This is a genomic window from Streptomyces hundungensis, from assembly GCF_003627815.1.
In the GTDB taxonomy this organism is placed as follows: domain Bacteria; phylum Actinomycetota; class Actinomycetes; order Streptomycetales; family Streptomycetaceae; genus Streptomyces; species Streptomyces hundungensis_A.
In genome coordinates this window covers 59,896-85,616 of sequence record NZ_CP032698.1, presented here as the reverse complement: position 1 = coordinate 85,616, position 25,721 = coordinate 59,896, and the positions used below count along the sequence as shown (strand labels likewise).

Here is a 25,721-nt window from a genome sequence, read left to right as displayed (position 1 = left end):
GCTGAGAAGGCCCTGGCGTCAGGACAGCGCGAACAGTTTCAGCACCACGGGGAAGCCGAGCAGGCACATGATGAGGACACACATCACGGCGCCAGGGATGTGCATCTTCTCGCTGTCGGCGTTCGCCCTGGCCACGGCCATGGCCAGCTGCTCATCGCGGGTGCTCTTGGCGCGGGCCCGGACGGGTGCGTAGATGGAGGCGCCATCCCTGCCGGACATCTGGGCGAAGTCCGCGACGTCCCGCAGCACAGGGATCCTCAGCTGGGTGCCGAGGGTTTCGAGGGCCTGCCAGGGCGAGGTCTTCTCCATCCGGGCGCGCAGCAGGGCCTCTTGGAGGCGCAGGAACGACCAGCTGCTGCCGACCCGCGCGGCTTCTTCCAGGGCCTGGTCGACGGCGATGTTGGAGGCCAGACGCAGAGCGACCAGTTCGAGGTAGACGGTGACGGCGTGGGTGAACTCCTCCCTTGCCCGCCCGGCATCCCGGCGCACCATGAGGTCAGGCACGAACCACAGGACGACAGCGGCCACGATGCCGGCCGCTGCGGGCACGAACAGGGGCAGCGTGATGCCGAGCAGGATCCAGGCCGCGCTCAGCACGGACGGCAGGACCAGCCCGGCGAAGGCGAGGAGCACCTTGTTCAGGAGGAACTGCTCGACCGGCTGGTTCAGCAGATTCAGGTCGGCACGGGGCAGCGGCGCCGGAATCCGGGCCACCAGCCACGCGCCCACGAGGTTGTCCGCACGCTGTTCGGGCAGGGCGGTCCCGGCCGTGGGGGCGGGCGGGCTGAGGCGCCTGAGGGCCGGGCCCAACTTGGGGGGAGCCGGGGCGAGTTCCCGCACCACCAGGGCCAGGCCCGCGCCGATCAGGCAGCCCAAGAGCGCCACGACAGATGTTGTCGTCACTGTGCGGCCTCCATCCAGGCAGGTGCTTTCACGGGGCTACGCGCGTCTGGAACCAGGACCCGGGCGGTGCGGCCGCGGGAGGCGTAGCTGCGCGACCACACCAGCACGGCGACGAACGCCGCCGAGAGCAGCCCCAGGACCAACTGGCCGAGCAGCGTGGTGAAGACATGGGTGACCTGGGGGACGGTGAAGCCCAGCGGCACCAGGGCCAGGGTGATGAAGGTGAGGGTGCGCACGACGGTGCGGGACTTCTCCCGCTCCGCCTCGATCTTCTGGCGCGCACTCACCTCCTCCCGCAGGGACGCGGACATGTCCTGCATCGCCTGCGCCAGCCCCGGCCCGGGGTCGGTGACCGACAGCTTGAGTGCGGCACACACCTTGTCCGCGGTCGGATCGTCCAGGGCGCGCCCGAAGTCCTCGACCGCCTCACCGAGCGGCCACCCGGCATCCACCTTGTCGACCAGCTCCTCAATCTCCCCCTCCAGCGCCTGGGGAGCATGACGACGGCTGGTCTTCAGGGCCTGCTCAATCGCGACACCCAGACGCAGTACCTCCGCCAAGCGCTGCGTCCACTCGGCAAGCGCGTCCCGCTTGGCCATCTGCTCCTTGGTCGCCGCCACGGGGGCCGTGAGCCACGGCACGCCCACCACCGCAGCGGCTGCGATCAACGCGACCACGAAAACCCCGCTCACCAGCCACACCACAACCCCGGCCACCATCGCTCCGCCGAACAGAGCCTTGCGGCGGGCCGCTGTGCGGGCCGCGGGCCCTGACCGGGATCGGTGGCGCCAACTGGCCAGGAGCCCGGGGCCCTTGGGCGCGGTCGTTCCGACCAGCCCGGCGGTCAGGGCGACCAGACCGGCGCCGAGCAATGCCCCCGACAGCGCCCACCACCATCCGGTGATCATGCGCCCACCTCATGCGGCCAGGCAGCCGGCTGCGCGACGAGTTCGGTGCGCAGGCCCGCGGCCTCGAGTTTCTGCCGGTTGCGGACCGACAGCGCGGCATAGGGCACCGCCCGCTGGTCCCACTCGCTGGCCGGCCGGTAGATCTCGTTGTAGGTCGGGCGGCCGTCCGGACCCACGGGCTTGATCTCCCAGATGTGCGAGACAAAGCGCCGCTTCGCGGGCCCGGATTCATCGACCGACAAGAACACCAGGAAATGCAATCCGTTAGCGATCTGGCGATAGGCCAGTTCCGGCGTGAAGTTGGACTGCGCCAGCAGATACAGCTCCGCGATCCGGTCGAAGACCGCCTCGGGCTCGGAGGCGTGGATCGTGCACATGTTGCCGGGCCTGTCCGACGTCATCGCCTGCATCATCGCGGTGATCTCCTCACCGCGGACCTCCCCGACCACCACCCGGGTCAGCGACATCCGCTTCGCGCTTCTCAGCAGGTCCAGCAGCGTGATCTCGCCCGCCGCCCGGCCATCCACCCGCTCCCCGTTGGACGCTCTCGCCTCCATCGGCACCACATGCCGGTGATAGCCGTTCTTGTGGGTCCACAGCTCGAAGGTCGTCTCCAAAGTGCCGAACCGCTCGCTTGCGGGAATCTCCCGCAACACCGCCCGCAGCATCGACGTCTTGCCCGAGGACTGCTCCCCCGCGAAGATGATGTTGCGTCGCGCCCGGACACAAGCGCGCAGCAGGTTGGCCATCTGCTCATCGAGCGCACCCAGACTGACCATCGTGGGCAGGTCGGCGTCCTTGAGACGGTGGCGGCGGATTGCGACATGCGTGAACTCGCCGGTCACCTCCGGGCCCAGAGCCTGGACCCGGGAGCCGTCCTTGAGGCGCAGCTCGACCTCCGGGCTGAATGTGGAGAATGTGCGTCCGCTCTGCCCGCTGGCCCGGATCAAGTCCCGGACCAGTTCCTGCAGTTCCTCCTCGGAATCGGCGACCGGTGCGACCTGCATCGGCTCCGCGTCGTCGCTGTATTTGAGGAAGACCCGGTGCGGACCCTCGATCCAGATGTCCTCCACCAGGTCGTCGTCCAGGTAGCGCTGCAGCCGCCCGGCCCGGAAACACATGTCGAAGGCGAGTCCGGCCAGCTCCCGCTCCTCGAAGGGGGAGTAGCCGCCTCCGCGGCCGGTCGCGTCCGCCCAGATCGCCACCTGCTCATTGATCAGAGCGCGACCCCGCTGCTCCTCCACCTCCCCGGTCAGCGACGGCGTGGCCTTCTTCTCCTTCAGCAGCTGCTCGACGACGATCCGCTTGATCTCCTGCGCCGCCCGGTAGTCGATCCGCGCCTGCGGCACTGCCCCTTGGCCCACCATGCGCGCCGTGGCCGCGCCCCCCAGTACGCCGCTCAGTGACGCCGGTCCGGCAGGGGCGGGCGGGCTCGGGGGGTAAGGCTCCCCGTTGTATACCGGTTCAGCGTGCATCGAGGCCTCCCACCATCCGCTGGTGCAGGGGCGAGGCGAGGCGGGCGCGCTGGGTGGCCACCCGCTGCCGGATCGGCGTCGAGGCGTCCAGCACGGCCCGCATCAGCTTGCTCTCCCGGAACCGCTTGCCCTCCGCGGCGCCGTCGGACAGCACGGCGGCCTCCTGTGGCCGGAACGGCAAACTCGCCACCACCGGCACCTGCAAGTGCTCCTCCACCTCCCGCGCCGCATACGGCCCTTCAGTAATAAGCAGGACCCCCAGACGCCCCGAGCGCCGGCCCTCCCCGTCCAGCAGCGCGGCAAGCATCCTGGCCCGTGCGGCGGCCATGTGCAGGCTGCGCAAGGTACTGCGCATCACCAGCAGGACCAGGTCAGCCCGCTGGGCCAGGACCCGGGCCGGCCCGAAGGCCCCGTTGCGCCCCAGGTCGAGCAGCACGTCGTGACCGTGCTGCTCGATCCGGTCGATCCCGACGAACAGATCCGCGATGGCCCACCATTCCGGTGCGAGGCCAGCGGCCTCGGCGGGGCTGGTCAAGCCGGGCAGCAGCATCCGGGCGGGGTCATCACGCCGTTCCTCGTCGGAAATCCGAACGAGCTGGGTCCAGAAAGCATCCTGCAAGCTGGCACTGCGGCGGGAGGCGGCCAGGTTGTGCAGGCCGCGGTCAGCTGTTAGCCGGCTCTGCAACGCCCCCGCCAGCACGGCGCCGCCGTCCGGGCAGCACTCGGCCAGCAGCACCCGCCGGCCGTGTTCCACTGGCCACATCCGCAGCAGGCCCAGCGCCGTTGACGTCACGCCGGGCGAGCCCGGCACCCCCACCAGAGCGATCACCGCCATCAGGAACCGGCCCCGGTTGCCGCCTTCACAGCAAGCGCCACCGTCCCGGCTGCGGCCTGAGCGGCCAGCCGCGGTCCGCCGGCCGACTTGACGGCCACGTCGATCACTTGCTGGCCCGTGCTGTCCTGCTTGGCGCCCACGCGGACGATCCGCGCATCCACCGTGGCAGGGCCACTGTCCTGACCCGGCTTGCCATTCCTGCCCGGTGCTGCGCCCCCGCTGTCGCCGGTGAACACGACCTGGACCTGGTCCTCCGGCTTCAGCGGGGAATCCGGTAACTGCCCCGGCTTCAGGTTCAACCCGACCAACTGCTCATCCTGGCGCACCAGCGTGCGGCTGGTGATCTGCCCCGGCGCGAGCAGCACACCGGGCAGCAACTCGAACGCGGCGCGCTTGCCGACCACCTCCGCCCGCTGCCCTGCCCCGATCGCCTTGAGCGCGGGATCCAGGGCTACCGACGCCTCCGCCAGGTCCGCATCCTGGATCACCGTGCCCGCTGCCACGTCCCGGGCCATGACCAGGACCGGGGTGCGCTGGCCGTTCTGCGTCCAGTACCAGTAGTTGCCCACCGCGCCCGCCGCGATCAGCGCCGCGGCCAGGGCGAGCATCCCCGGACGCCGGCGACGTGCCTGCCACCGCAGGGACGGCGGGCCAGGCTGTGCCGGAATCTGACCCGCCACTGAGGCGGGCGCTGCCGTCTTGCTCACGCTGTAACGCCTTTCGCTCTCATGCTCAGTTGCCGACGGCCTGGAGTTCCCCGACCCCGACCTGGGCCTGGGACTGGCGGATCTCGGTGAACTGGCCCGCGTCCACGGCGCCGGCCGTGACCGTCCAGTTGACCTGCCACGTCGCGGTGGCTGTCAGCGCGAACTTCTGGCCTGCCTGACCCGCCGACGATTTCGCGAAGGTGTGACCGCACGTCGGCGACGGGTTCATGCCGGATGACGCCTGGTACGCAGTGCCGGGGCCGTGGCAGGTCACTGATGTGCCGTCACCGAACTTCCAGATGATGGCGGCGACCTCGGCCCGCGCCGAGACTGTCACCGCGCCTGCGGAGGCGGTCGCCGTGTTCGGACCGAACGTGGTGGGGGCCTGGTTCACCCACAGCCACATCGGCACCCCCACCGCGTATTTGCCCGTCGCCTGCGGGCTGGCGATGTCCGGACCGACCAGCTTCATCGAATCGACGGCGCGGTGGGCCAGGACTTCGGGGTCGACGGGAGGCGCCGCCGGGCCGCCGTCGGGGATCCATTCCACCCCGATCCGCATGGTCTCGGGGCAGTACACCTGATACACCGCGCCCTTGTCGCCGGGCTGGTGCCCGTCCCAGCCGAGGTTGTTCGCCGGGGGCTGCGGGGCCAGCTTGGTGTAGGTACACGGAGGCGGGCTGCTGCTCGCAGCTTCTGAACTGGCTGCTATTGGCTTCTGCCCACCAGTTCCGGGGCTGTCGCTGTTGTCTCGGGCACACACGCTGACCCATGCCTCCGAGCCCTGGCATCCTGGGTCATTGCCTACAGTTGGTCCGCCGTCGGCGTGCGCGACCGCCGTGGGGAAAATGCTGCTGGCTAAAAAGATCGCCGCTGTGGTTGTCAGCCGCCGCATGGCTGGCTGCCCTTCGTAATGAAGTCCGTGATCATCCACCTGCCGCCGTCCCACCGTTCGGCTTTCACCTGCGCGAGATAGCGCATGGGCTGAGCGCTTGGAAGGGGGATGGGCTTGTTGGCCTTGGTATCCCATGTCTGCCAGTTCGACAGGTCGACGCAGTCAGTCATGGCTGCAGTCGGAGTTTTGGGACTGAGGTCCAGTTTGGTCACGGTGACTTGGTGCCCCATGGCCCCCCGGATCACGGTGCCTCGCTGCTTCATCTTGGCGAGGTCGATCCGCACCTTGGCTAACGCATCAAGTGTCGCGTACTTCTCGAGGTCGGTGCCCGATGCGTCGGCCTTGCGGTACGCCTTCATCTGTTCCACCCACATCGCGTTGTACGACGCGAGGACGGCCGACTTCTCGGCGTTCGGGGGCGGAGAGCTGGCCGGGTGAGCCGGCGACGGGGAGGCCGCGGAGGGTGCCTTGTGGTCGGGGCTTCTGTCAGCGGAGTTGTCGCTCTTGTCGGTGCAGGCGCAGAGAACAGCAAGGGAGGCGGCGATGGCGACGGTGTAGCGCCAGCACATGAGCGTGCGTGGGCGATTGTGGTGTGAGCTGGTGGTCAACTGGTCCTCCTCGTGCGACGTTTCGTGTTCCGGTTCCGTTGGTGGGCCCGCACTCGCACATTCGCGAAGGCTGTTCTCGCTTTGCTGCAGACGCACCGTAGCGCCACGCTCCGTAGATGAGGCAAGGGGTTTGCGGAGGGAGCAGAGGGCCTTTCGTCCGGATCCGTCCTGAGTCTGGTGCAGGTCGTAGCGCTCCAGACGTGCACGATCAGGCCGAAATGGCTGGCGTCTGGGTGACGGGGGAATCTCACTGTCCGTGCTGATGGATTCGCATGTGGAATCCGATGCATATGCGTCAAGTCCCTGCTCTGTGGCACGAGGGACGTCAGTAGCGGAGCGGTGCGGAATTGACGAAGGGGACGGGAGCGGCGGGCTGGCCGCCCGTCAGGAGGCTGTCGGGGTCTGCCCGTGGAGAGGATTCGGCCAACCTGGGCCCGATCGAGCGGTAGGGGCGGTTGTGAGTTGACGCTGTCGGCAGGGCCGGGGCCGTTGGTGGGGACAGCGTCGAGGGGAATCCTCTGCTGGCCTTGGTGCGACCGGCGCGGCGTGCGGTGGGAACGAGCCCGGGCTTGCCTGGTCACAGCTGGGTCCAGGGGCGGCGTTGGCCCCGCCCGTTGAGCGGGGTCCATACGTGTTCGGTGGGGCCCTGTTGTTCGAGGTCGTCCAGGAGGGCTGCGCCGAGAGGCACGGTGCGTGCGAGTTGCGCGACGGCCGGGTGTTCGGCGGTCATGGCCTGGAGGTCTTCGATGCGGTGGGCGAGGGTTGTAGGGCTGGCGCCGGTGAGGATGAACAGGAGGCGGGGGAAGACGGGGTACCAGCGCTGCCAGGCCGGCGGCGTGTTCGCCTGGATGGCACGCCGTCCTGGCGGAGTGGGGGTGTAGGTGTGCAGGCGGGCGTACTCGATGAGTTTGGTGGCCAGGCGTTCGCTGCTGGTGGTGGCGCGGTCGACCTCGACCAGGGCACGGAGCTTGGTGCGGCTGCCGTCGCTGGCGTGCAAGACGTAGTGCAAGAGCGCGTCGGCGATGACGCGTTCGCTGTCGCCGAGTGAGTGGGCGACCTCTGGGGTCCAGTCGAGGTGGCCGTGTTCGTCGCCGCGGCGGCGCGCGTCTTGCAGGAAGGTGAGGTGGGCGCGGACCACGGTCAGGACGTGCGGTGTCTTCATCGAGGCAGCGGACGCCGAGGTGATCGGGTAAGGGGGGCGGCCGCGGAGCTGGGGCCAGTCGCGGGCGATGCGGGCTCCTTCCGGGGTGAGGAACCAGGCGCGCCGCCGGTTGGACTGGGGGAGCACGGTGAAGGCGGCCAAACCTTCTCTGTGCAGTCGGTTCAGCGGCTTGGTGATGGTCTGCCGGGTGGCCTGGGGGCGCAGCATGTCCTGGAGTTGCTGGGTGGTGGCCATGCGGTGCTGGGCGAGTGCGGCGACGATTTGGTGGGGGAGCGGTTCGGCTGGACTGGGCAGGAAGGCGGGCACGGCCCGCCTGTCGGCGGGGCGGGTCTGGCTGGTCACTGGAACTCCTTGGCCGGTGGGGTGGGCCTTGTGGCGGCGGGTGTGTGTGCCAGGAGGAAGGTCTGGACGCGCTGCTGCTGGGCGGTGGCGCGGTCGGTGAGCTTGGACAGGGGCAGGGCCCCGGCGGTGCGATCGGCGGCGGCTTCCAGAGCGCGGACCTTGCCGGACTCGCGCAGGTCGGTGAACACCTCCTCGAGCAGGGGGCCGTGCAGGAGGACGGGGCCGATGCGGCGGCCGTCGACGGTGAACTGGGCGTAGTGGTCGTAGCGGTCGAGGTTGGCGACGTGGGTGGGGCTGGGCCGGTCGCCCCATTCCTCAGTGATGGCGCAGACCGCCGCCCGGGAGCCGGTGGTAGTGGACAGGGTGGAGGCGTTCTGGAGCAGTGACTGGCGTACGGAGGCGGGGAGTCGGGCCAGGATCTGGGTCATGCCGTGGATGTGGACGCGGAACTTGCGCAGGTCTTCGAACATCGCGGCGATGGACTCGGCGGCGGTGCCGGTCAGGGTGATGAGCTCGTCGAGGTAGACGCGGAACGCGATGCGCTGGTGTTCGGGAAGGTCGGTGCGGGAGCGGCCGGCGCGCAGCAGGTCCCGGGCGAGCAGGGCGATGAGGAGTTTGTCGGTGGGGCCGTTGCCGTCCGTGCACACCCACACGATCATCTGGGCGTCCATGGCGGAGCGGATGTTGTAGACGCCGTGGCCTTGGCCGAGGAAGGCCCGGGTGACGGGGTTGGCGGCGAGCCGGGTGAGCGGGTTGATCAGGATGTTGAAGGAGTCGGCTGGCAGGGTCGGGAAGACGTTCTGCCACCAGGCTCGTGACTCCTCGTCCAGGTGGCCGTGCAGGGCGTCCAGGGCGCTGGTCCGGAAGCCTGCGTCGGTGAGCAGGGCGCGGATGTGGAAGATGGTGGCCTGGTCGTGGGGGCGCTGGGCTTTGCAGGCAAGCTCGTTGATCGCAGTCAGGATGGTGAGGGCCTGAGTGAAGATGGCGATCGCGCGGGGCGCGTTGGTGTCGTCCCAGGCGAACGCGGAGGCGAACGCGTCGACGGTGTCCTCGACGACTTCGTGGCGGGCCCGTCCGTGGTGCATGCCGATCAGGTTCCAGGAGCTGATCAGTGAGTGGGGCCCGGTGGCTTTGAGGTCGATCCGTGCGATGCGGCCCATGATGTGGTCGTGGGCGAGGTAAGGGGCGCCGCGCTTCCAGGAGTCGCGGTGCGGGTCGACGAACAGGAGTCCGCCGCCGGCGTGCGCGAGGGCGATCGCCTGGGCCAGGGCCCGTTCGGTTTTGCCGCCGCCAGCTTTGCCCACCGCGACCTCGAAGAGGGTTTCGGCCGCGTGGGTGGCCACCAGGCGGCGCCGTCCGTCCGGCCTGCGGTACCAGCCCTGCAACAGCAGGGACGGATCGCCGTGCGCGAAGGACGGCAGGTCGGCGGGGAGTAGCGGGAGCCGGCAGTGGACGGTGGGCGGCTTGAGGAGGCCAAGGAGCTCGGTCAGCTGGACCCAGTTGGCGCTGGGCGGCTGGCACTGCCCGGTTGCCCAGCGCCTGTCGAACCGTTTGCGTTGGGGGAAGCGGTCGGCTCCCAGCCGGCACGGCCCGATCTGCCACCCGCGCATGGCGAACCGGGCCGAGCCGCCGAACACGTCCATGGCGGCCTGGATCCGGGCGAGATGGGCCTCGGCACGGCCCGTGGTGTCCGAGGCGCAGCGCACCAGGATCTGCACCCGCACCAGGTGGCTGTCCTCGGCGAGCTTGCCGAAAGCCTTCGCGGTATCCACCCGGACCGGCGGTGGCGTCATGACCATGCGGCCGCCCTCCCGGGACCGGCGGCCGTCGGGGGTGAGCATCTGGCTGATCTGGAACAGCCAGGAGTCCTCCAGGCGCTGGTGATCCCGGTGCATCCAGCGGGTCAGACGCGAAGCCTCGCCCCGCTCGCTGCGCCGGGCGGCATCCAGCAGTTGCCACCGGCGAGCCCTGAGCACCGTCTTGGGGGCACGCTGCAGGTCGATGCAGAGCTCGGCCAGGTCGCCGAGGTGGGCACGCAGATCGGCGACGGCGTCCACGAGCGGCTGAAGGGGGTCCGGGTCGAGCGGAACGTCGCGCAGGGTAGCGACCGGATTGCCGCGCAGGATGAACTCCGCCCGCACATCGTGCTTGCGCTGCTTGTCCGCCAGCGGGGCGGCCTTGGTCACCGTGACATGCGGGCCGAACGGCGTGGTGGACAGCAGCCGTTCGGCACCAGCCGGCCCCTCGATGCGATACATGAGGGGGCTGGCGCCGTCGGCGCGCAGCCGGATCCGCACCGCCTTGGCGCGCCGGGGTGCCCACCAGGGCATGGAGGTGGAGGCCCGGGTCAGCTCGATGCCACGGCGAAGGATCTCCTCGGCGCAGGGGTCGAAGTGTGGTGCCGGGGCCAGGTCGAGAGCCATGCGTTCCTGGGAGGCGCGCGTGGCAAGGCGGCGTACGACATGTTCGCCGGTCACGGCGGCGGTCACCAGGACTAGGAGCAGCAGCCAGGCATGGTCGGTGATCCAGCCGGCGCAGCCGACGAGCTGATGGAGTGCGCCAAGGACGGGTCCCGCAGCGGTCGGTGGTGGGGTCAGGACAGCGGCATGGGCTGCCATGCGGTCGCTCCGTTCGGTGATGGACTGCGGGTGAAGGACAGGTCGGCAAGGCGGCCGTCGGTGTAGGTGCCGCCGCGGTCGGCGCCCGCCCACACCAGGTGCACAAGCGCTCGGTCAGGGTGGGCGGGGTCGGCTCGGGCGACAGCGGCCTGGATGCGGATGCGCGTGAATGCCGGGACCATCACCGTCTGTTGACGTGGCGGGAAGATGACTGGGAAGGCGGTGCGACCCACGCCTGTCGCGTCGGCGGTCAGGAGTCTGCGTCCGGCTGCGAGCAGCTGTTGCTCGTCCCCGGCGGGAAGGTCGCGGGGCCAGGATTGGTCCAGCAGGGCCTGGATGGCAGGGTCGCTGCCCGGCCCGTCGCCGCGCGGCGGCGCCGTCACTGCTTCAGCTCTGGGGGTGGTGGGGGGAGCCGCAGAAACGGTTGCCGCGGCGGCAGTTGCAGGGAGGGAGGGTTGGGGGAGTGGCCGCTCTGTTCGTGTGGGAGTGGCCGACGGCAGGGCCGTAGCACGCGCCGTGGTCGGCCCGGTCACGCCCGGGTGCCCCGAGTGCAGGAGCAGGAGGAAAGCGCCGCAGGCAAGCAGCGCGGTGCACAGCGCGAGCGGCCAGATGGGACGTGGCTGCGGACAAAGGGGTGGGGTGTTCACAACAGGCGCGCCCCTCCCGCGAAGCCCGCCATCGCATCGACGGCGTCCAGACGCACAGCGGCGCCGGGGCGCGGGGCGTTGACCATCTGTCCGTTGCCGGTGTAGATCCCCACGTGGTAGATCGTGGAGTCACGGCCGGGGGCGTAGGCGTAAAACACCAAGTCCCCCGGGGCCAGCGCGTTTTGTCCTTGGGAAGCGGGGATGCGCCGCCCGGCTGCTGCCTGCTCGGCCGCGGTCCGCGGCAGCCGGACGCCAGCCTTGGCATAGGCGTACAGCGTCAGGCCCGAGCAGTCGAATCCGGTGATGCTGGCGCCGGACTTTCCGCTGGGAGAGCAGCAGCTGCCCGTGGTGGGACCGGAGGCCGCGCCGCCGCCCCAGGAGTAGGGGACGCCCCGTTGGGCCAGGGCCGCATCGAGGACGGTGCGCGCCGTCCCGGTCACGTGGCTCAGGTCGATGTTGGTCTTGGTGGCGGTGCGGTACTGGCGGATCCATCCCAGGACCTCGTCCGCGTACGTCCCGGACTGGTTGTACTGCAAGATCGCTGAGCGGAGTTGGGCCGAATCGCTCAGGTCGCGTCCGTTGCCGCACAGGTAGACGGCGGCGCCGAGGGCTGCGTCGTCGGCGTTGTGCGGGTCTTTGACGCCGTCGCCGTTGGCGTCGCGTCCCGCGCTGTCGTCCCAGGTGGAGGGCAGGAACTGGAAGGGTCCAACGGCCCGTTCACCCAGTGCGGTGCCGTCCCACCGTCCGTGGTCGCTGTCGGCGACTGCGGTGGTGTTGCCGCCAGCTCCGGAGCCGTTGAGGAGTACGCCGTAGATGCGCGGGGTGATGTCGCCGTTGGCGGCGATACTGTGCCCGGCCGCGTGGTTGGACTCGATCTTCGCGACGCCGGCGAGGACCGGCCAGTCCAGGCCGTGGCAGCCCGGTACCTCGTGTCCGATGAGGGATGCGGCCTTCTGGTAGGCCTGCAGCATCCGGGGCGGGATGTCGGCGATGGTGCCGCCTCCTGGGTCGTTGGTGGTGGTGGAGCGCGTGGCGGCGAGCGCGGCCAGCGCGTTGAGCGTCCCGGCGAGCGGGGCTGCGCAGCACACTGCGGTGAACAGCACGAGCGTGAGCAGCACAGCCCACTTGGCCCGTCGGGGGCGCGGCAGGGACGGCAGTCTCATCCGCCGTCACCGTCCGCGTCCGGGTCGCCGAAGCGGCGGCGCATCTCGTCCTGGACGCGGCGCGTCTCAGGCGGATCCCCGGACCCGAGCCGGTCGATGATCCTGCGCCGCAGCTCCGCGGGATCCGGGGCAGCCGGAGGAGTTGGCGTGGGCGGGGGTGTCGGCGTGGCTGGGGAAGCTGTCGGACGCGGCGGTGGCGTGGCCGGCGGCACCGGGGGAGCAGCCGGTGCGCCAGGAGCAGAGAGCCCGCTGGTCCGCGGGCTTGTCGAGCGCAGGGTCCGGCCGGTGAAGGGAGCGGTGGCGCCCCGGTCACTGGGCTCCTCGCGCAGCCGCTGGGCGGCGGTGCTGCCGACACGGACCCAGGCCCGGCCGTCCTCACGGACGGTGTTGCCCCAGACCTTCACCTGCTGGCGGGCGTCCTGGGTGTAGCGCGAGCTGTGTCCATGGCCGCGCCGGATGTTTTCCGGAAGGCCCCAGCTGGAGCCGTACGCGATCCGTCCCGCGCGGTGCAGGATCCGGTAGCCGCGCAGCCGCACGAGCCGGTTATGGGCCCGGGTGGAGAGCAGGGTGCGGTCCTGGTGCTGGTCGTGCAGCAGAGTTCCGGAGTCCCGGTCGGCAATGGTTCCGTCCGGATCGCGGTAGCGGTCCGCGGGTCCACGGCGACGCGCCGGGCCCCCTGCACCCGCCTCCCCTTCTGCATTCGCGGTGTCGACATCGGCGGTGGGTTTGCGCCACCGCTCCAGCGCCTGGTCGTCCGGGCGGCGGCCCACCAGCAATCCCCAGCCACCGCGGGCCCCGAGCCGCAGACCGGTGGTGGCCAGGGCGAGCGGCGCAAGGCCTCGGGAGGCCTCTGCCCCTGCGTCGGCCAGCAGACGGCCGGGGTCGAGGGGCATGCCCGTCCCGTCCATCAGCGAGGCCAGTGAGCCCATCAGCCGGTGGCGGGTACCGAGTTGGCCGTAGGAGGCGGACATGGCCAGGGAGCGCAGCCCACCGATTCCGAATCCTGCTCCTGCTGCGGTGTGCACAGCCAGAGCGGCGCCGATCTCCGAGGTGTCGCCGGGCAGGTGCGTGCCGCCGACCTTCGCGTAGCGCATCCGGAGCGCCAGACGTTGCCCGAAGCCGGAGATGCCGCGCATCAGCAACCGGTGGAAGGCCAGGCCGGCGATGCCCAGGACGTCCAGGACCAGCAGGCGTTCGGCCGGCAGCTCGGGCCCGTCGGTGAACACCACGTCCACGCCGATGCCGTAGAACGGCAGGAACATGCAGACCAGGAACATGACCGCGACCGACATGATGAACAGGGCGGCCCACTTCCACACCGCCTGCCGGCTGGGGCCGGGCAGCATGCCCCAGACGAAGGAGATACCGCCGATCGTGGCCGCGCCGGCGTCGGCGGCCTGGGTGCCGAGCAGGACCACCGCCGCGGACAGCGGGATCGCGCAAATCAATAGGGCAGCGATGAACAGCATGAGGGCACCAGCGGTGCGCCAGCCAGTCGGTTGCGCCGCGTACTGGGCGCAGGCCTTGCCGACCGGACCGGCTTCCTCAAGGTCCTTGAGGAACGCGGCGAACTGCTGATCCTCCTCGGTCAATACGGGCTGGGAAGCCTGCAGCAGCGCGTCGCCGGTGGTGAGTGCGGGCAACTGGTCGCCGCCGGGGCTCTTGAGCTGTCCGGTGGCGCCCTGCTCGCAGTACTGCCGGGCAGGTCCCCGGAGCAGAGAGCAGGCGTCCTTGTTCTTCTTGGGCTGGTTCTCGGGCTTGTAGCCGCCGGAGACCCATTTGAGGTGGAGGGCGTAAGCCTTTCTGTCGGCTTCCTTGGCGGGGTCCAGGACGCGGCCGTACTCCAGCAGCATGTAGCCCTTGACCACCAGGGCGTTGGTGAGAGAGTCCTGGATCGGGCGGGCCACCTCGGCCGGCGAGAGCGGTTTGGCCCCCTCGATCTGGAGGCACTTGAGTTCGGCGTGGCCCGCCATGCCCGCACACGGCCCCTGGTCGCTGGCGATCTTTCCGCCCCAGTAGTGGGAGTTGACGGTGTCGCGGGCGACTTCGGCGGCGGCCTGCTCGGTCTGGGCGAGCGGCCCGTTCTGGGCGAGCAGGTAGTCGGGGCGGACGAACGCGGACGCGGCGAGCGCGCCGATGACCAAAGTCAGGGCGATCTCGCCGAGGCCCTTGCCGGCCTTGCCCCGCACGAAAAGGATCAGCCCGAACACGAACGCCCAGGCCAACAGCAGCCCCTTGAGGCCGAGAGTGTCCACGACGGCGTGGTTGTAGGCGTCGGCTGCTTTCTGTGCCGGGTCGGCCAGCATCTTGAGCAGCGGGAACTTGAAGGCGTAGCCGATCGCCCAGCACGCCAGGCCAACCACCAGGCGCAGCAGGGTGAACAGGCCGTTCATGACGAAGGCGTACGCGTTCGACTTGAACGAGAAGATGGAGCCGCCCTCGGCCGACAGCTCGTAGCCGTTGATGGGGACACCTTCGGAACTTTTGATGTTGAGCGGGGAGAGCATGTCGCCGCCGCTGGTCTCGGCGGCGTGCGCGACTTGGGCGTTGACGAGCAGGAACACCACGGTGATCAGCGCCGTGAAGCAGGCCGATCGCAGCCGGCCACGATCCAGCCACCGCATCAGCGCCTCCGCCGTCCGCTGGAGCGCACCGTGTGCACGAGGATGAGTCCGGCCGCCGGTACCGCCAGGCGCCAGGCGTCCGCCGCACCCGCTCCGTCCGGTTGCGCACCGGAAGATGCGGGGGTGGCGGTGCAGGAGTCCTTGGCCGGCCCGGTGATGAGCGCGCACGGTCCGGCGGACGCCGCGGGCGGGGTGGGCTTCGGGCCGGCGGCGAACGCCGAACCGATCTGGGGCCACCATGCCTCGGGGACGCCGACCGTAGCGCCAAGGGTGATCACGGCGGTCAGTACCGCCAGGACGGCCAACGTGCCGATGGTCTGGGCCCGGCGCCGCGAGCGGTCCCAGTCGCTGCTGGTCATTGCACCTGCTCCTTCGCCGTTTCGGCCGAGGGGCGGTCCACTGCGGCGGGCGTGGGGTGTTGGCCGGGGGTGGTGGTGATGCCGGCCTGGATGCGCGGTAGGCGGGGGATGGCGACCTTGACGCGGCAGGTGTTGCCCCGCGGCGCGGTCAGGAGCATCTCGCCCTTCCTGCTCTGGTTACGCAGGGGCGACAGATCGGTGGTGACGATCCGCAGAAGCTCGGAATCGGTGGGGTCGAGACCGATGAATTCCAGGCCTCGGCGGGCGATCTTGTGATCCTGGGTGCGGGCGAGTGCCCGGTAGGCGAACAGGCCACGGTCCGGGCCGAGTTCCTTCTCGTCCTGGGCACCGGCGAACAGCCCGGCATTGTGCTTGCGCCCGTCGTGGAGGATCTCGCTGATCAGCGCGGTTCCCTCGGCGGAGTTGGTCAGCCACCACAGCTCGTCCGCCGCAATCGCGCAGAACCGGCTCGGGTCGGCGAACGCGGTCTGGCGGGCCAGGGCCGCGATCAGATACAGCACCGCGCGGCCGATCAACGCTTCCAGGGGCTGCTGGCGCAGCACTTCGGGGTGGGCGAGCGCCTCCCCCGGCGGCAGAGTGAGCCCGGCGGTGGTGATCACGATGAGGTCTGAGTCCAAGTCCTGCTCGAGACGGACCGGCGGAAGAATGGGGTCGAACACCATCTGCGCGAGCGGGTTGGAAGCGACAATGCGCATCAGGTCGACCAAGGTGGCAGCCGCCTCCGTACGGGCGCCGTCGCCCCCGCTTGCCATCGTCTTCAGGTGGTCCAGCACCTGGTGCATGGACGGAGCGGCGCTGTGAGCTGCCTCCTCGACCGCCCGGTGCAGGACGCCGCCGGCCGCGGTCATGGGTCCGATGCCGAGCTGGAGAGTGAGGTAGCTCAGCGCGTAGTGCGCGCCCTGTGCGGTGCCGGGAAACATGCGCAGCGGGTCGATGGAGACCCCGGCCGCGGCGGCGTCGATGATCTGGCAGCGGCCCGGGGCCGCAGAGCGGGCGAAGGTCGCCCACTCGCGCAGCGGGGTGCGGTCGATGCAGATCGCCCGCCCGCCACGGTCCACGGCGGACTGGGTGAGCAGCTTCAGCAGCGCGCTCTTACCGCCGCCGGGGTCTCCGCTGACGGCGAAGGAGGCCGAGGCATCCGCCTTGGGGGCATCTGCGATGTTCAGCAGCACCGGCCGGGTGGTCCCGGTGTCCTGGTCGAAGCCGAGCAGCATTCCGTTGGGGTCGCCTGCCTCGGTGAGCGTCAGGGCACCATTCATCGCCCAGTCCTCGGAGACCTGGTGCTGGACGAACTCGCGCAGCGTGGGCGGGCGTACGGTGCCGGGCAGGCCGAGGGTGAAGAGGGCTTCTTGAAGTCCGGCCGGGCGCACCGCCCGGTAGTCCGCCCCGGCCAGCAGCGCCGCAAGCGCCCGAGCGCGGGCATCGCAGTCTGCCGCCCGGGCGGCCCACACGCTCAGAACGGTGACCGACTGGACCTCGACCTCGATCGACGTCCGCGACAGCCGGGAATCCAGCTCACCGAGATCGCGGGCGGCATCCAGCAGGGTGGAGGGCATGCCGGTGGGGCGCGCGTCGTACTGGTCGGCCTGGTCGACGAGCTCGTTCTTCTTCCGCTGCACCTGCGCTTTGGCCTTCTCGGCCGGCACCAGGGCCAGGTCGATGCAGTAGTCGACGGGAAACGCCAGACCCTCCAACTGCGCGAAGAGATCAGCCGCTTCGGCGCCGACAGCCGGAGGGCACTCGGCGAGCGCCAGGTGGGCCTGATAGCCGCAGCCGTCCTCCGTCTCGACCTGCAGCCAGCGCCGTCGCAGCGGTGAGGACGTACCCCGGCGCCACCACGGGCCGCGGCCCGCCCGGCCCGCAGCGGCAACGGCATCGTCTTCCTCGCCGACCGCGACATCCCCTCGACGTCCCCCTGGGCGGGGGTGATGCCGCCTTCGAGCAGGCGGATTTGGCCGAGGTCGGCGTAGCTCGGCGAGCGCAGCTCCCCGCCCTTCAGGCACCCGCCGTACAGTGCGCTGGACTCGGCCTCGGCCAGCAAAGGCTCCGCCAGCCCGCGGCGCAGAGCGTGCTGCACCATCCACACGACCTCCGCCGGGCGGGCCGGACGGAAAGAGACCGCGCCCGACAGCTGCGCCTCGATCTGCTCGGCTTGGCGTCGGCAGGCGGTCACCTCGCGGCGGGTGACCGGGGCCGGGGCCAGCCCGAGCTGGCTGGAGAGGTCGGCCCACACCGCGCCGACGCCGGCTGCCCAGGTGAGTGCCCTGTTCTCGGTGTTCAGCGGCACGGCCAGCCACAGCGTGCGCCTGTGCATCTCCTGGCCCTCCAGGAGGGTGAGCGCCGCCTCGGTAGTCTCGGCCCAGGGGTGCTGGCCCACGTGCCGGGCGGCACTGCCGGCCTGCGGGTCGACTCCGTCGAGCATCCGCAGCGCGACTTCGCCCGGATCGACCTGAGCGCACAGCCCGTACAGCCGCGGTGTCCCGGACAAGGAGCGCACCAAGTGCGCCGCCTTGGACAGCAGTTCCTCACGGACCTGGGCGGGCACGTAGGTGCCCTGCACCGTCTCGGTGGTTGCTCCGTGTGCGTCGGGCCCGCAGTTCAGGCGGTAGATGGCCCATACCCCGCCCTGAGCCGACCACAGAAGATGCCCGGCGAGATGACGGATCGGCACCCTCACAGCCACACCCCCTCGTTCTGGCGGGCAGCGGCCTGGGCGAGCAGCCGCTGCGCAGGGGAGGCCACCCGTGCACGCGTCACCGGGGCCGGGCGGGCAGCGGCCCGCGGCCGCCGCGCACGCGGCGCTGTCGGTGTCCGTGGCCGGCGCACCGGCCGGGGAGGCCTGTCAGCGCGCGGAAGAGCACTGCCCGCCGCGGCCGTACGGTCAGAGGCCACGTCATCCGCGCCCAGGTCCTCGATGAGGAAGCCGCCCCGCACAAGGCGCGGTGCGCGGTCGCGGGCGGTGCGGCCGCCGATCCGCCCTGCGGCGGGCTGCGCCAGCAGCGTCATCCATCCGACCGCCGCCGGCAGCGGGGCGCGAGCGGCGAACTTGGGGCGGCGCACCGCCCAGATCGCCACCAGCCACGCGGCGAGGGGGAGCGGGCCCAGCCAGCTCCACCACGTCACCGTCTCGATCAGCAGCAGCCCGCCGACGGCCGCGACCGCGATCTGCGCAGGCGTGTACGGGCCGAGCGGAATCTTGAAGTCGGCGACCTTGCCCAGCACCCACGGGTGGCGGCGGGCCGTGGTGTAGAAGCGCCCCGTGCGTGGGGCCGCGCTGTGTGTGCTCACAGCACTACCTCCGTCTGCCGAAGCTCAGCGTCGAGCGGATGCACCGGCACCACGAGAGCGGGGGCCGACTTCTTGGTGGGGTTCTTGACCTCATCGGTGAAGATCGCCGCGAGGTCGTCGCGCGCCTGGTAGATCCCCAGCGCGATCGCCATCAGCAGCAGCGCCCCGATGCCTGCCTTGATGGAGAACCGCTGCACCATGTAGACGACGACGATCACGATCAGGGCGGCCTTCAGCCCACGGCTGCCCCATGTGGTGAACATGTCGATCCACGAGTTGCCGAGGTCCTCCAACTTCCCGGCCAGCACCACCGAGTGCACGGTGTTCACGACCGGCTGCCCCCGCCCGTAACCGAAGCGGTGGCGAACGCGGACACTTCCCAGCGGCCGGCCCGAGCTGTGAGCGTCAGCTCGTAGGTCATCGGCCACGCGCCCGACTTGTCGTGGGCCGTGACCTGCACCTGTACTCGCACCCTCGTGCCATCGGCCGGGACCGTGCCGGCGGATGCCGCCTCTTCGACCGCGGTGGCCTGCTCGACCTGAAGATCGGTGTACGACGTCCCGGACAGAGCCGCGAGCTGCACCCCCGGGGCCAGGTAGCGGTCAACCTGACCGAGTCCGGTGAGATAGGCGCGCAGGAACTCGCCGACGGTGGCGGCGAGCACCCCCTTCGTTGGCAGGCTCACTCCGTATGCCGACTCTGGGGTCTTCGCCGGCGTGGGGCCCGCTACCTGACCGGGAGCCCCGGTGACCGCGAACGAGCCGCCGTCCGAGCCGGCCACGACGGGCACCGCGAAGTAGCGCACCGAAAAGTCGGCGTACTGCGCAGCCACCGTCACCGACCACTGTCCGCGCTCGCGCTGCGCACTGCGCACCGCCACTGCGCGCTCGAGCACCGGCTGCGCACCCTCCGGCCGCGGCAGCGCAACCGACGGTGCCAGGGCCTGGGCGAGGCGTGCCTGCGCACTGTTCTCGTCGCTGCCGGTGCTGCGCAACCAGGCCGCCAGGTACAGCTCGGCATACCCGGACGGATCGGTGGCTGCCGGTGTGCGCACCGTGCTGCTCGACGGCGCCGGTGCTGCCGCCGCCGACGCGTCGGGCGACGGCATGGCCGCTGCTGCGAGGGCGAGGGGGCCGCACGCGAGCGCGACCCACACCCCCCAGCGCCCGAGCCGGACCTGACGGCGCATCCGGGCCAGGGCTACCCCCGCAGCCATCGGCGGCTCTTGGCCGCCCGAGGCCTGTGTCGCAGGAGACATGTGGAACTCCCAGGTAGAAGCGATGTGTTGCCACCTGGACGAAACCCGTCACCTCCGACCGGTTCGCCGACCGATCTGCCCCCTCCACGGTCACGAAGCGGCCTCAAAACCGTGGAGGGGGCAGTGGAGGGACCCCTCCACTGCCCCCTCCACGCCCTCCGCTGACACCTTGACGGCGGTTTCCCGTTCAGCCACAGGTGCGCCACGGACTCCACCCCGGCGTCGTGTGGTCCGTCGGGGCCGGCGCCCGAGAGGTCCATCGGCGATGCGCGCTTCCCGCTCCGTGGCCGATGCGCAGACGACCCGGCTCCGGCTGAGCCGCCGAGCTGAAGCGGCGGCCGCGCACGGCGAGGAGAACCGGCGGCCGCGTGCGCAGCCCGTCGTCGGAACACCGAGCTGGTCCAATGCGCATCCGATGGTGCGCAGCGCGGGTGACGGACTCGTGGCGGCCCAGGGCCGCTCACACCGCCACTGCGCACCGCCCGAGTTGGCCGGCCAACGGGGCGAGCCCAGGTGCGTTACCGCGACCGGAGGCACGACAGCGTCGCGCTCGAGCAGCCAGACCCGCGTGGATGCGAACCGTTCCCGGGACACGGCCCCGAACGACGCTGACAAGTCCGGCATTGCGTCGAACGCGCCGCTGGCGGAGAGCGTCTCGGCAACGCGCGGCGCAGTACGGGATAGCCGATGCTCACGGCAACTCCGGTCCGCCCGTGGAGGGGGCGACGGGTCGTCGTCGTGGTGCCCGTTCTCCTGGGGAGCCTGCGAGGCGGGGGGCAGGGAGTCTCTTCGGGCTGCGGTCCGAGACCGTGGGATGCGACACCGTGCCCTGCTCCTCCGCTCATGATCCCCGCCCCGGCTGACGGCGCGGAGTCACCTTGCAGCGGGTCCCTTCGGTGCGCACCCCTGCCGGAGGGGGCCCTCCACCGGTCCCTCCACCAGGCTCGGCGTGGAACGTCATCGGATCGTGACGGCTGGTGGGGGCATCCGGTCGGCGTTCCGGTCGGAGGCCGCGGGTGGACTCAAGGCATGGAACATGCGCACGACGCCTCGCAGCTCGCTCCGGACATCACCGCCTCACCGACTACGGGTTCCGGCACCCGCCGACCTGCCGTGACGTCGGCGGGAGGCTCGCGATGAGCGGCTACGGGGCGGGGATCCGGCGCGGTGTGATGGCCGGGGACCGCTTCACGCAGATCTCCAACGCCCTCTTCCGCGACCCGCGGATCAGCTTCAAGGCCAAGGGGTTGTTCGGGCTGATCTCCACTCACCGGGACGGCTGGCGGGTCACGGTGGCCGAGCTCGCCAGGTGCGCCACTAATGGGCGGGACGCGGTCAGTAGCGGCCTCAAGGAGCTGGAGCAGCACGGCTACTTGACCCGGGACCGTGAGCGGAACGAGGACGGGACGCTCGGTGAAGCCGTCTATGCCATCACCGATATGCCCGCGCACCTGTACGACCTGCTGGGGGATGCGGCCTCCACCGTCCTGCTGCCGCGAACGCGCAGGTCGCAGCCAATGACGGAAAATTCGGCATTGGATAACCCTGTTCTGGCTGATCCGGCACCAAAGAACACCAAGAGAAAGAAGACCAACAAGCAGAACACCAACCCCGTCCATCCGTCCGTCCGTTCCGCGCCCGCGCGCGAAAACGACGACACCCCGGCCCCCACCGAGGCGCCCGAGGCGCCGGACCGGATCGAGTCCACCGCGGGCGTCCGGCTGCTGCTCGCCATCGGGATGCGGCACCCGAACCTGCTGCTGACCGGATCGGCGCTCCGAGACCAGGGGCAGATCGCCACCGCCCTTCTGGACAACGGCTGGAGCGCCGAGCAGCTCGAGCACCTCATCGCCGACCGTCCGCTGCCCCACCCGGTCCGTACGTCGGTTGCTGCGATCATCGCCGCCCGGCTCCGCGCCGCCCAGAGCACCCCGACGCCCCACTCCGCCGGGCTCACCGTCTACGAGCGGACCGGGGCGGGTGGCGCCGACCGATCCCCGGCTGAGGCCGTCGCCCGCCGGGTGCTCGTCGAATGCGCCGCCTGCGGCAACCCCGGCCCGGCACCGGCAGAAGACCTCTGCCCGGCCTGCCTCAACTGGCCGCTCTGCACCACCTGCACAGGACCCACCCCGCGTCGCGCCCGCCCGGGCAGCGACGGCCGCTGCACCCCCTGCACCCTTGCCGCCGCTTCCCCGTGGGATCCGGCAGAGCCGAGCGGCACCTGACCCTCCATCACACGCACGCGCTTCCGAGCGAACCGAGGAGATCATGACCACCGAACCCCACCACCCCCTGCCGGAGCCGGAGCTGCGCCCCTTCGCCACTGAGCCCGGGCGCTGGCACCGTGAACTCCAGCGGACCCAGGCCCGGCTCGCAGCCGGGGCCCTCGACCAAGGCCCCGGCTACCGCCGGGAGAGCCACCGCGTGGAGGAGCACACCCGGATCGACGAGCGAACCGCGTGGGGATGGCTGCGCTGGCCGGCCCCGCTGTCCGAGGACGCGCCGGTAGTGCCGCTACAGATCGCCGTGCTGTCGCCGATGCCGTCCCGTGCCGCGCGGCTGGCCAGCCGCTGGCTCACCCGGCGTCCGCCTCTGCGGATCTACTTCGACGCGCGCTGCCGGTTCTGGGTCACCAGCACCACCGTGCTCGCCGCCTTCCTCGCGCTGACCTTTGTGGGCGCGGCGATGGCCAAGGGACTACCGGCCGACGTCGGGGTGCCCCTGATGCTGCTCATCCCAGCACTCGCCGAGCATGTGCCCGGGCGCCTGGACGCGCGGGCCCGGGTGCACGCACGGATCGTCCAGGATGAAACCGGTCTGCGGGAGATGCAGCGCTTCCTGGGCTGCCATCAGATCATCCAGGCAGCCGACGACCGCGAGACACCCGAACTGGCCCGTGCCGTCGAGCTCGGCCATCACCTGCTGTGGGATATCGCCGGGGTGCTGACCCGGCCCGCCGCAGCCCCGGTCCACGAACTGCTCCTTGCCCGCGAGTACCGGTTCACTCAACTCGCCTCCCAGGCTGTTGAGACTCAAACCGCGAAGCAGGAGCGGGACCGTCGCATCACCCGCACCGGATGGGACAGGGACACAGCCATGACCGTGGGGCGGCCGGTCGAGAGCGCACTGGAACGGCAGCTCCTGCCCGATGCGTTGATCGAGGAGGCGATCCACGCACTGCACCAGGCCGCGACCGCGTACCGGGCGGCCACGGAGCATCTTCACCAGTTGGACCATTCGCATTCGGGCTGGAGCCCGCGCCCCACGGGTACTTCCGACTCGGAGTTCGGCTGCCTCACCGCATCATCTCTCCACTCGCGCGAAGGAGGGAGCGACCAGTGACCGGGCAGCGATCGACCAGTGTGCTTCCGCCCGACAGGATCGTCGACCCCGGCCTGCCCCAACGCCGGCGCACCGTGGTGCTACTGGCGCCCCACGCTCTGCTGACCCCGCTGGCGCGGAGGCCGTCCCCCGTCCCCGGCTGCGCTCGCCGTTGCGGCCCGCCCTGGCGGTGCTGCTCAAGGGCAGCGTCCCGGTCTCGGTCGGTGCGTTCCTTCTGTACGGACTGGACCGAGCCGCCGCCCCATCGGGCGGCCGTCACCGGTTCGCTCTTGAGGCCCTGGCACAGGCCTTGTCGCAGAAGGCCGTGCCGTACGTGCACGCCGGGGTGATGGTTCTCGCGGCGCTCGTCGGGGTGTTCGCCCTATTCGCTGCTCTGGAGTGTGCCAGTGACAACCGGTGGCTCAAGGCACTCGCTGACGCGCACGGCCACTACGTCCTGGTCGACGAACTCAGCGACCCCGCCTGGGACTTGCTGCGCCGTGCCCATCGTGCCCAGCACGTCATGCTGAAGTCCCGGGTGCACGGCGAGGATCTGATCGACCGCGCTGCGAATGAGTACATGTTCCCCGCGCAGCTGTGGGAGATCGCGTTGTCGCTGGCCCTGTACAGCAAACTGTGCCGCCAGGAACCTGACCATCCACAGGGCACCGCCCTGATCAGCGTATTGCGGGACCGGCGGCGCGCGCTGGGGGCCGGTCTGCGCGGGATCACGAGCCGAGTGCGGGCGCTGGAGGACTACGCGCAGCAGACCGCGGAGGCGGACGCGCGGTACGCGGAGCTCGAACAGATCCGCTACCTCAACGACCGGAGCGATCAAGTGCCTGACCTGGTGGCCCGGACCGCCGGGGACGAGCACGCCGTCGAGGAGGTCGAGGGTAAGGCTGCGTGGGCTGAGACGGTCACGGACGCCTTCGGCCAAGCGTTGCGCGAGGCCCAGGAGGCAGGGCGGGAGGCCTTTCCCCGATGAGCCGGCAGGCGCTGTCCGCCCGGCGCCACCGGGCGAGCACGGCTCCGTACCGTGGGAGTGACAGGCTGTCTCCACGGCCTTCCGCTTCCGCGTGACACTTCAGCTCCGGCCCGGGGGGCGCAGGTCTACGGCTACTGGCATGACCGCGACGTCGGCGAGCGCAAGTTCTTCGCCGACGCGGCGTCTACGGCGTCGGCGAAGCGGTCGTCGCTTGGCCGAGAGGGCGGCTCCTACGCCGTCAATCGGTCCTGCAGCAGACCGGCATGATCAGCGGCGACGTGCCGTAACCGGCAGACGGATCGCGCTGCTCTCGGGCGCACCGCAATCCGGACCACGATGGGAACGCGTGGCACAAATGATAGAAGCTAAGTATCATTGCGTCATGCTGTACTCGATGCCCCGCCTCACTCCCGCCGACGTCCAGGTCCTGGAGCAGGTCGACGCGATGCGGGACCAGCTGCGCCACGCGGTGCAGCAGGCCCCCATGAAGTGGACCCTCGACCTGCGCAAGGCGCTGACCGCGAGCGCGATCGCCGCCTCCAACACAATCGAGGGCTACCGGGTCGACGCCACCGACGTGGCCGACCTGATGGACGGCGAGCGCGAGGGGGTCGACGCGAGCGAGGAGAACAAGGCCGAGACGCTCGCCTACCAGCAGGCCATGACCTACATCCAGTCCCTCCACGACGTCGAAGACTTCCACTACAACAAGGAACTCCTCAACGCACTGCACTGGATGCTCCAGGGCCACCACCACCCGCTGAAGACCGCGGGCCAGTGGCGCAAGACCTCCATCCGCATCACCGCCCCCGGCGACGAGCTAGCCACCGACTACGAAGGCCCCGACCAGGACCTGGTGCCCCACCTGATGGGCGAGTTCGTGGACTGGCTCAACGCCGGCGACCTGGACCACCACGTGCTGATCCGGGCGGCCATGGCCCACCTGAACCTGGTGAAGATCCACCCCTGGTCGGACGGCAACGGACGGATGTCCCGCTCCCTGCAAACCCTCCTCATCGCCCGCGGTGGCGTCCTGGCCCCCGAGTTCTCCTCGATCGAGGAGTGGCTGGGCATGCCCGGCAACACCTGGGAGTACTACAAGGTGCTCCGCGAGGTCGGCGGCCCCGTCTGGTCCCCCGAACGCGACACCCTGCCGTGGATCAAGTTCAGCCTCCTCGCCTACCACCAGCAGGCCCAGCGCGTGCAGTTCCGCGTGGACCGCTCCAACGGCTGCTGGATGCAGCTCATGGACGCCCAGGGCGAACTCGGGCTGAGCGAGCGGCAGCTGACCGCCCTGCACGAGGTCGCGATGACGGGCCGGGTGCGGCGCTCGCGCTACGAGAAGGCCGAAGCCATCAACACCCAGCAGGCCACCCGTGATCTCCAGGCCCTGACAAAGGCCCAGGTGCTCACGGCGGTCGGCCAGACCAAGGGCCGCCACTACACCGCCGGCCCCCGCTTCCCCCAGGACGTCCTGACCACCGCCCGACGACCCCACACCATCATCGATCCGTACGCCACGTAGCCGGGGTCACTGCGCCTGTTGTCAGTCTTCGCCGGGGAGATCGCGCCCGGTGAGCTTCCCGTCGGGAGTGAGCG

21 protein-coding genes are annotated in these 25,721 nt (G+C 70.5%); 4 read left to right on the top strand and 17 right to left on the bottom strand.

Annotated elements, in window-relative coordinates:
• Window positions 1–18 precede the first annotated feature (18 nt).
• From DWB77_RS00410 to DWB77_RS00330, 17 genes are all read right to left on the bottom strand, one after another.
• Window positions 19–903, bottom strand: a complete 885-nt coding sequence (locus tag DWB77_RS00410; RefSeq protein ID WP_162952295.1) for a hypothetical protein — start codon at window positions 901–903, stop codon at window positions 19–21.
• Complete coding sequence (locus DWB77_RS00405) at window positions 900–1,811, bottom strand: type II secretion system F family protein (protein ID WP_120719370.1); 912 nt, start codon at window positions 1,809–1,811, stop codon at window positions 900–902. Before DWB77_RS00405 ends, DWB77_RS00410 begins: the two co-directional genes overlap by 4 nt.
• Window positions 1,808–3,160, bottom strand: coding sequence for a CpaF family protein (locus DWB77_RS00400; RefSeq protein WP_162952294.1), 1,353 nt, complete (start codon window positions 3,158–3,160; stop codon window positions 1,808–1,810). Before DWB77_RS00400 ends, DWB77_RS00405 begins: the two co-directional genes overlap by 4 nt.
• 115 nt (window positions 3,161–3,275) lie before the next feature.
• Window positions 3,276–4,121 carry a hypothetical protein gene (locus DWB77_RS00395; RefSeq protein ID WP_120719368.1) on the bottom strand — a complete coding sequence of 282 codons (846 nt, stop codon included), beginning with the start codon at window positions 4,119–4,121 and terminating at the stop codon, window positions 3,276–3,278.
• Window positions 4,121–4,828, bottom strand: a complete 708-nt coding sequence (locus DWB77_RS00390) for an SAF domain-containing protein (RefSeq protein WP_162952293.1) — start codon at window positions 4,826–4,828, stop codon at window positions 4,121–4,123. The genes DWB77_RS00395 and DWB77_RS00390 overlap by 1 nt, the downstream gene beginning before the upstream one ends.
• Before the next feature lie 25 nt (window positions 4,829–4,853).
• The gene (locus DWB77_RS38530; RefSeq protein ID WP_246033320.1) at window positions 4,854–5,417 is read right to left on the bottom strand and encodes an ATP/GTP-binding protein; all 564 of its coding nucleotides are present in this window, start codon (window positions 5,415–5,417) and stop codon (window positions 4,854–4,856) included.
• 293 nt (window positions 5,418–5,710) lie between these two features.
• The gene (locus DWB77_RS00380) at window positions 5,711–6,331 is read right to left on the bottom strand and encodes a hypothetical protein (RefSeq protein ID WP_120719366.1); all 621 of its coding nucleotides are present in this window, start codon (window positions 6,329–6,331) and stop codon (window positions 5,711–5,713) included.
• A 577-nt stretch (window positions 6,332–6,908) separates the two neighbouring features.
• Window positions 6,909–7,835, bottom strand: a complete 927-nt coding sequence (locus tag DWB77_RS00375; protein ID WP_281279965.1) for a replication-relaxation family protein — start codon at window positions 7,833–7,835, stop codon at window positions 6,909–6,911.
• Window positions 7,832–10,453: an ATP/GTP-binding protein gene (locus DWB77_RS00370; protein ID WP_120719365.1), complete on the bottom strand. Its 2,622-nt coding sequence runs from the start codon at window positions 10,451–10,453 to the stop codon at window positions 7,832–7,834. Before DWB77_RS00370 ends, DWB77_RS00375 begins: the two co-directional genes overlap by 4 nt.
• Entirely contained in the window at window positions 10,429–10,836 is a 408-nt protein-coding gene (locus DWB77_RS00365) for a hypothetical protein (RefSeq protein WP_246033319.1), read from the bottom strand. Before DWB77_RS00365 ends, DWB77_RS00370 begins: the two co-directional genes overlap by 25 nt.
• Window positions 10,837–11,096: 260 nt before the next feature.
• Window positions 11,097–12,263 (bottom strand): NlpC/P60 family protein, encoded by a 1,167-nt coding sequence (locus DWB77_RS00360; RefSeq protein WP_120719364.1) that lies wholly within the window; start codon window positions 12,261–12,263, stop codon window positions 11,097–11,099.
• Entirely contained in the window at window positions 12,260–14,887 is a 2,628-nt protein-coding gene (locus DWB77_RS00355) for a hypothetical protein (protein ID WP_120719363.1), read from the bottom strand. Before DWB77_RS00355 ends, DWB77_RS00360 begins: the two co-directional genes overlap by 4 nt.
• Window positions 14,887–15,246 carry a hypothetical protein gene (locus tag DWB77_RS00350; RefSeq protein ID WP_120719362.1) on the bottom strand — a complete coding sequence of 120 codons (360 nt, stop codon included), beginning with the start codon at window positions 15,244–15,246 and terminating at the stop codon, window positions 14,887–14,889. Before DWB77_RS00350 ends, DWB77_RS00355 begins: the two co-directional genes overlap by 1 nt.
• Entirely contained in the window at window positions 15,243–16,961 is a 1,719-nt protein-coding gene (locus DWB77_RS39395) for an ATP-binding protein (protein ID WP_342777896.1), read from the bottom strand. Before DWB77_RS39395 ends, DWB77_RS00350 begins: the two co-directional genes overlap by 4 nt.
• Window positions 16,962–17,940: 979 nt before the next feature.
• Window positions 17,941–18,555, bottom strand: coding sequence for a hypothetical protein (locus DWB77_RS00340; RefSeq protein ID WP_120719361.1), 615 nt, complete (start codon window positions 18,553–18,555; stop codon window positions 17,941–17,943).
• Window positions 18,552–18,884, bottom strand: coding sequence for a hypothetical protein (locus tag DWB77_RS00335; protein WP_216826801.1), 333 nt, complete (start codon window positions 18,882–18,884; stop codon window positions 18,552–18,554). Before DWB77_RS00335 ends, DWB77_RS00340 begins: the two co-directional genes overlap by 4 nt.
• Entirely contained in the window at window positions 18,881–19,771 is an 891-nt protein-coding gene (locus DWB77_RS00330) for a conjugal transfer protein (protein ID WP_246033318.1), read from the bottom strand. The genes DWB77_RS00335 and DWB77_RS00330 overlap by 4 nt, the downstream gene beginning before the upstream one ends.
• 1,178 nt (window positions 19,772–20,949) lie before the next feature.
• Between DWB77_RS00330 and DWB77_RS00325 the strand changes: the two genes are divergently transcribed.
• From DWB77_RS00325 to DWB77_RS00310, 4 genes are all read left to right on the top strand, one after another.
• Window positions 20,950–22,038, top strand: a complete 1,089-nt coding sequence (locus DWB77_RS00325; protein ID WP_120719359.1) for a hypothetical protein — start codon at window positions 20,950–20,952, stop codon at window positions 22,036–22,038.
• 43 nt (window positions 22,039–22,081) lie between these two features.
• Entirely contained in the window at window positions 22,082–23,155 is a 1,074-nt protein-coding gene (locus DWB77_RS00320) for a hypothetical protein (protein WP_120719358.1), read from the top strand.
• Between the two features lie 151 nt (window positions 23,156–23,306).
• The gene (locus DWB77_RS00315; RefSeq protein ID WP_120719357.1) at window positions 23,307–24,122 is read left to right on the top strand and encodes a hypothetical protein; all 816 of its coding nucleotides are present in this window, start codon (window positions 23,307–23,309) and stop codon (window positions 24,120–24,122) included.
• Between the two features lie 382 nt (window positions 24,123–24,504).
• Window positions 24,505–25,647, top strand: coding sequence for a Fic family protein (locus DWB77_RS00310; RefSeq protein WP_120719356.1), 1,143 nt, complete (start codon window positions 24,505–24,507; stop codon window positions 25,645–25,647).
• The last annotated feature ends 74 nt before the right edge of the window (window positions 25,648–25,721 follow it).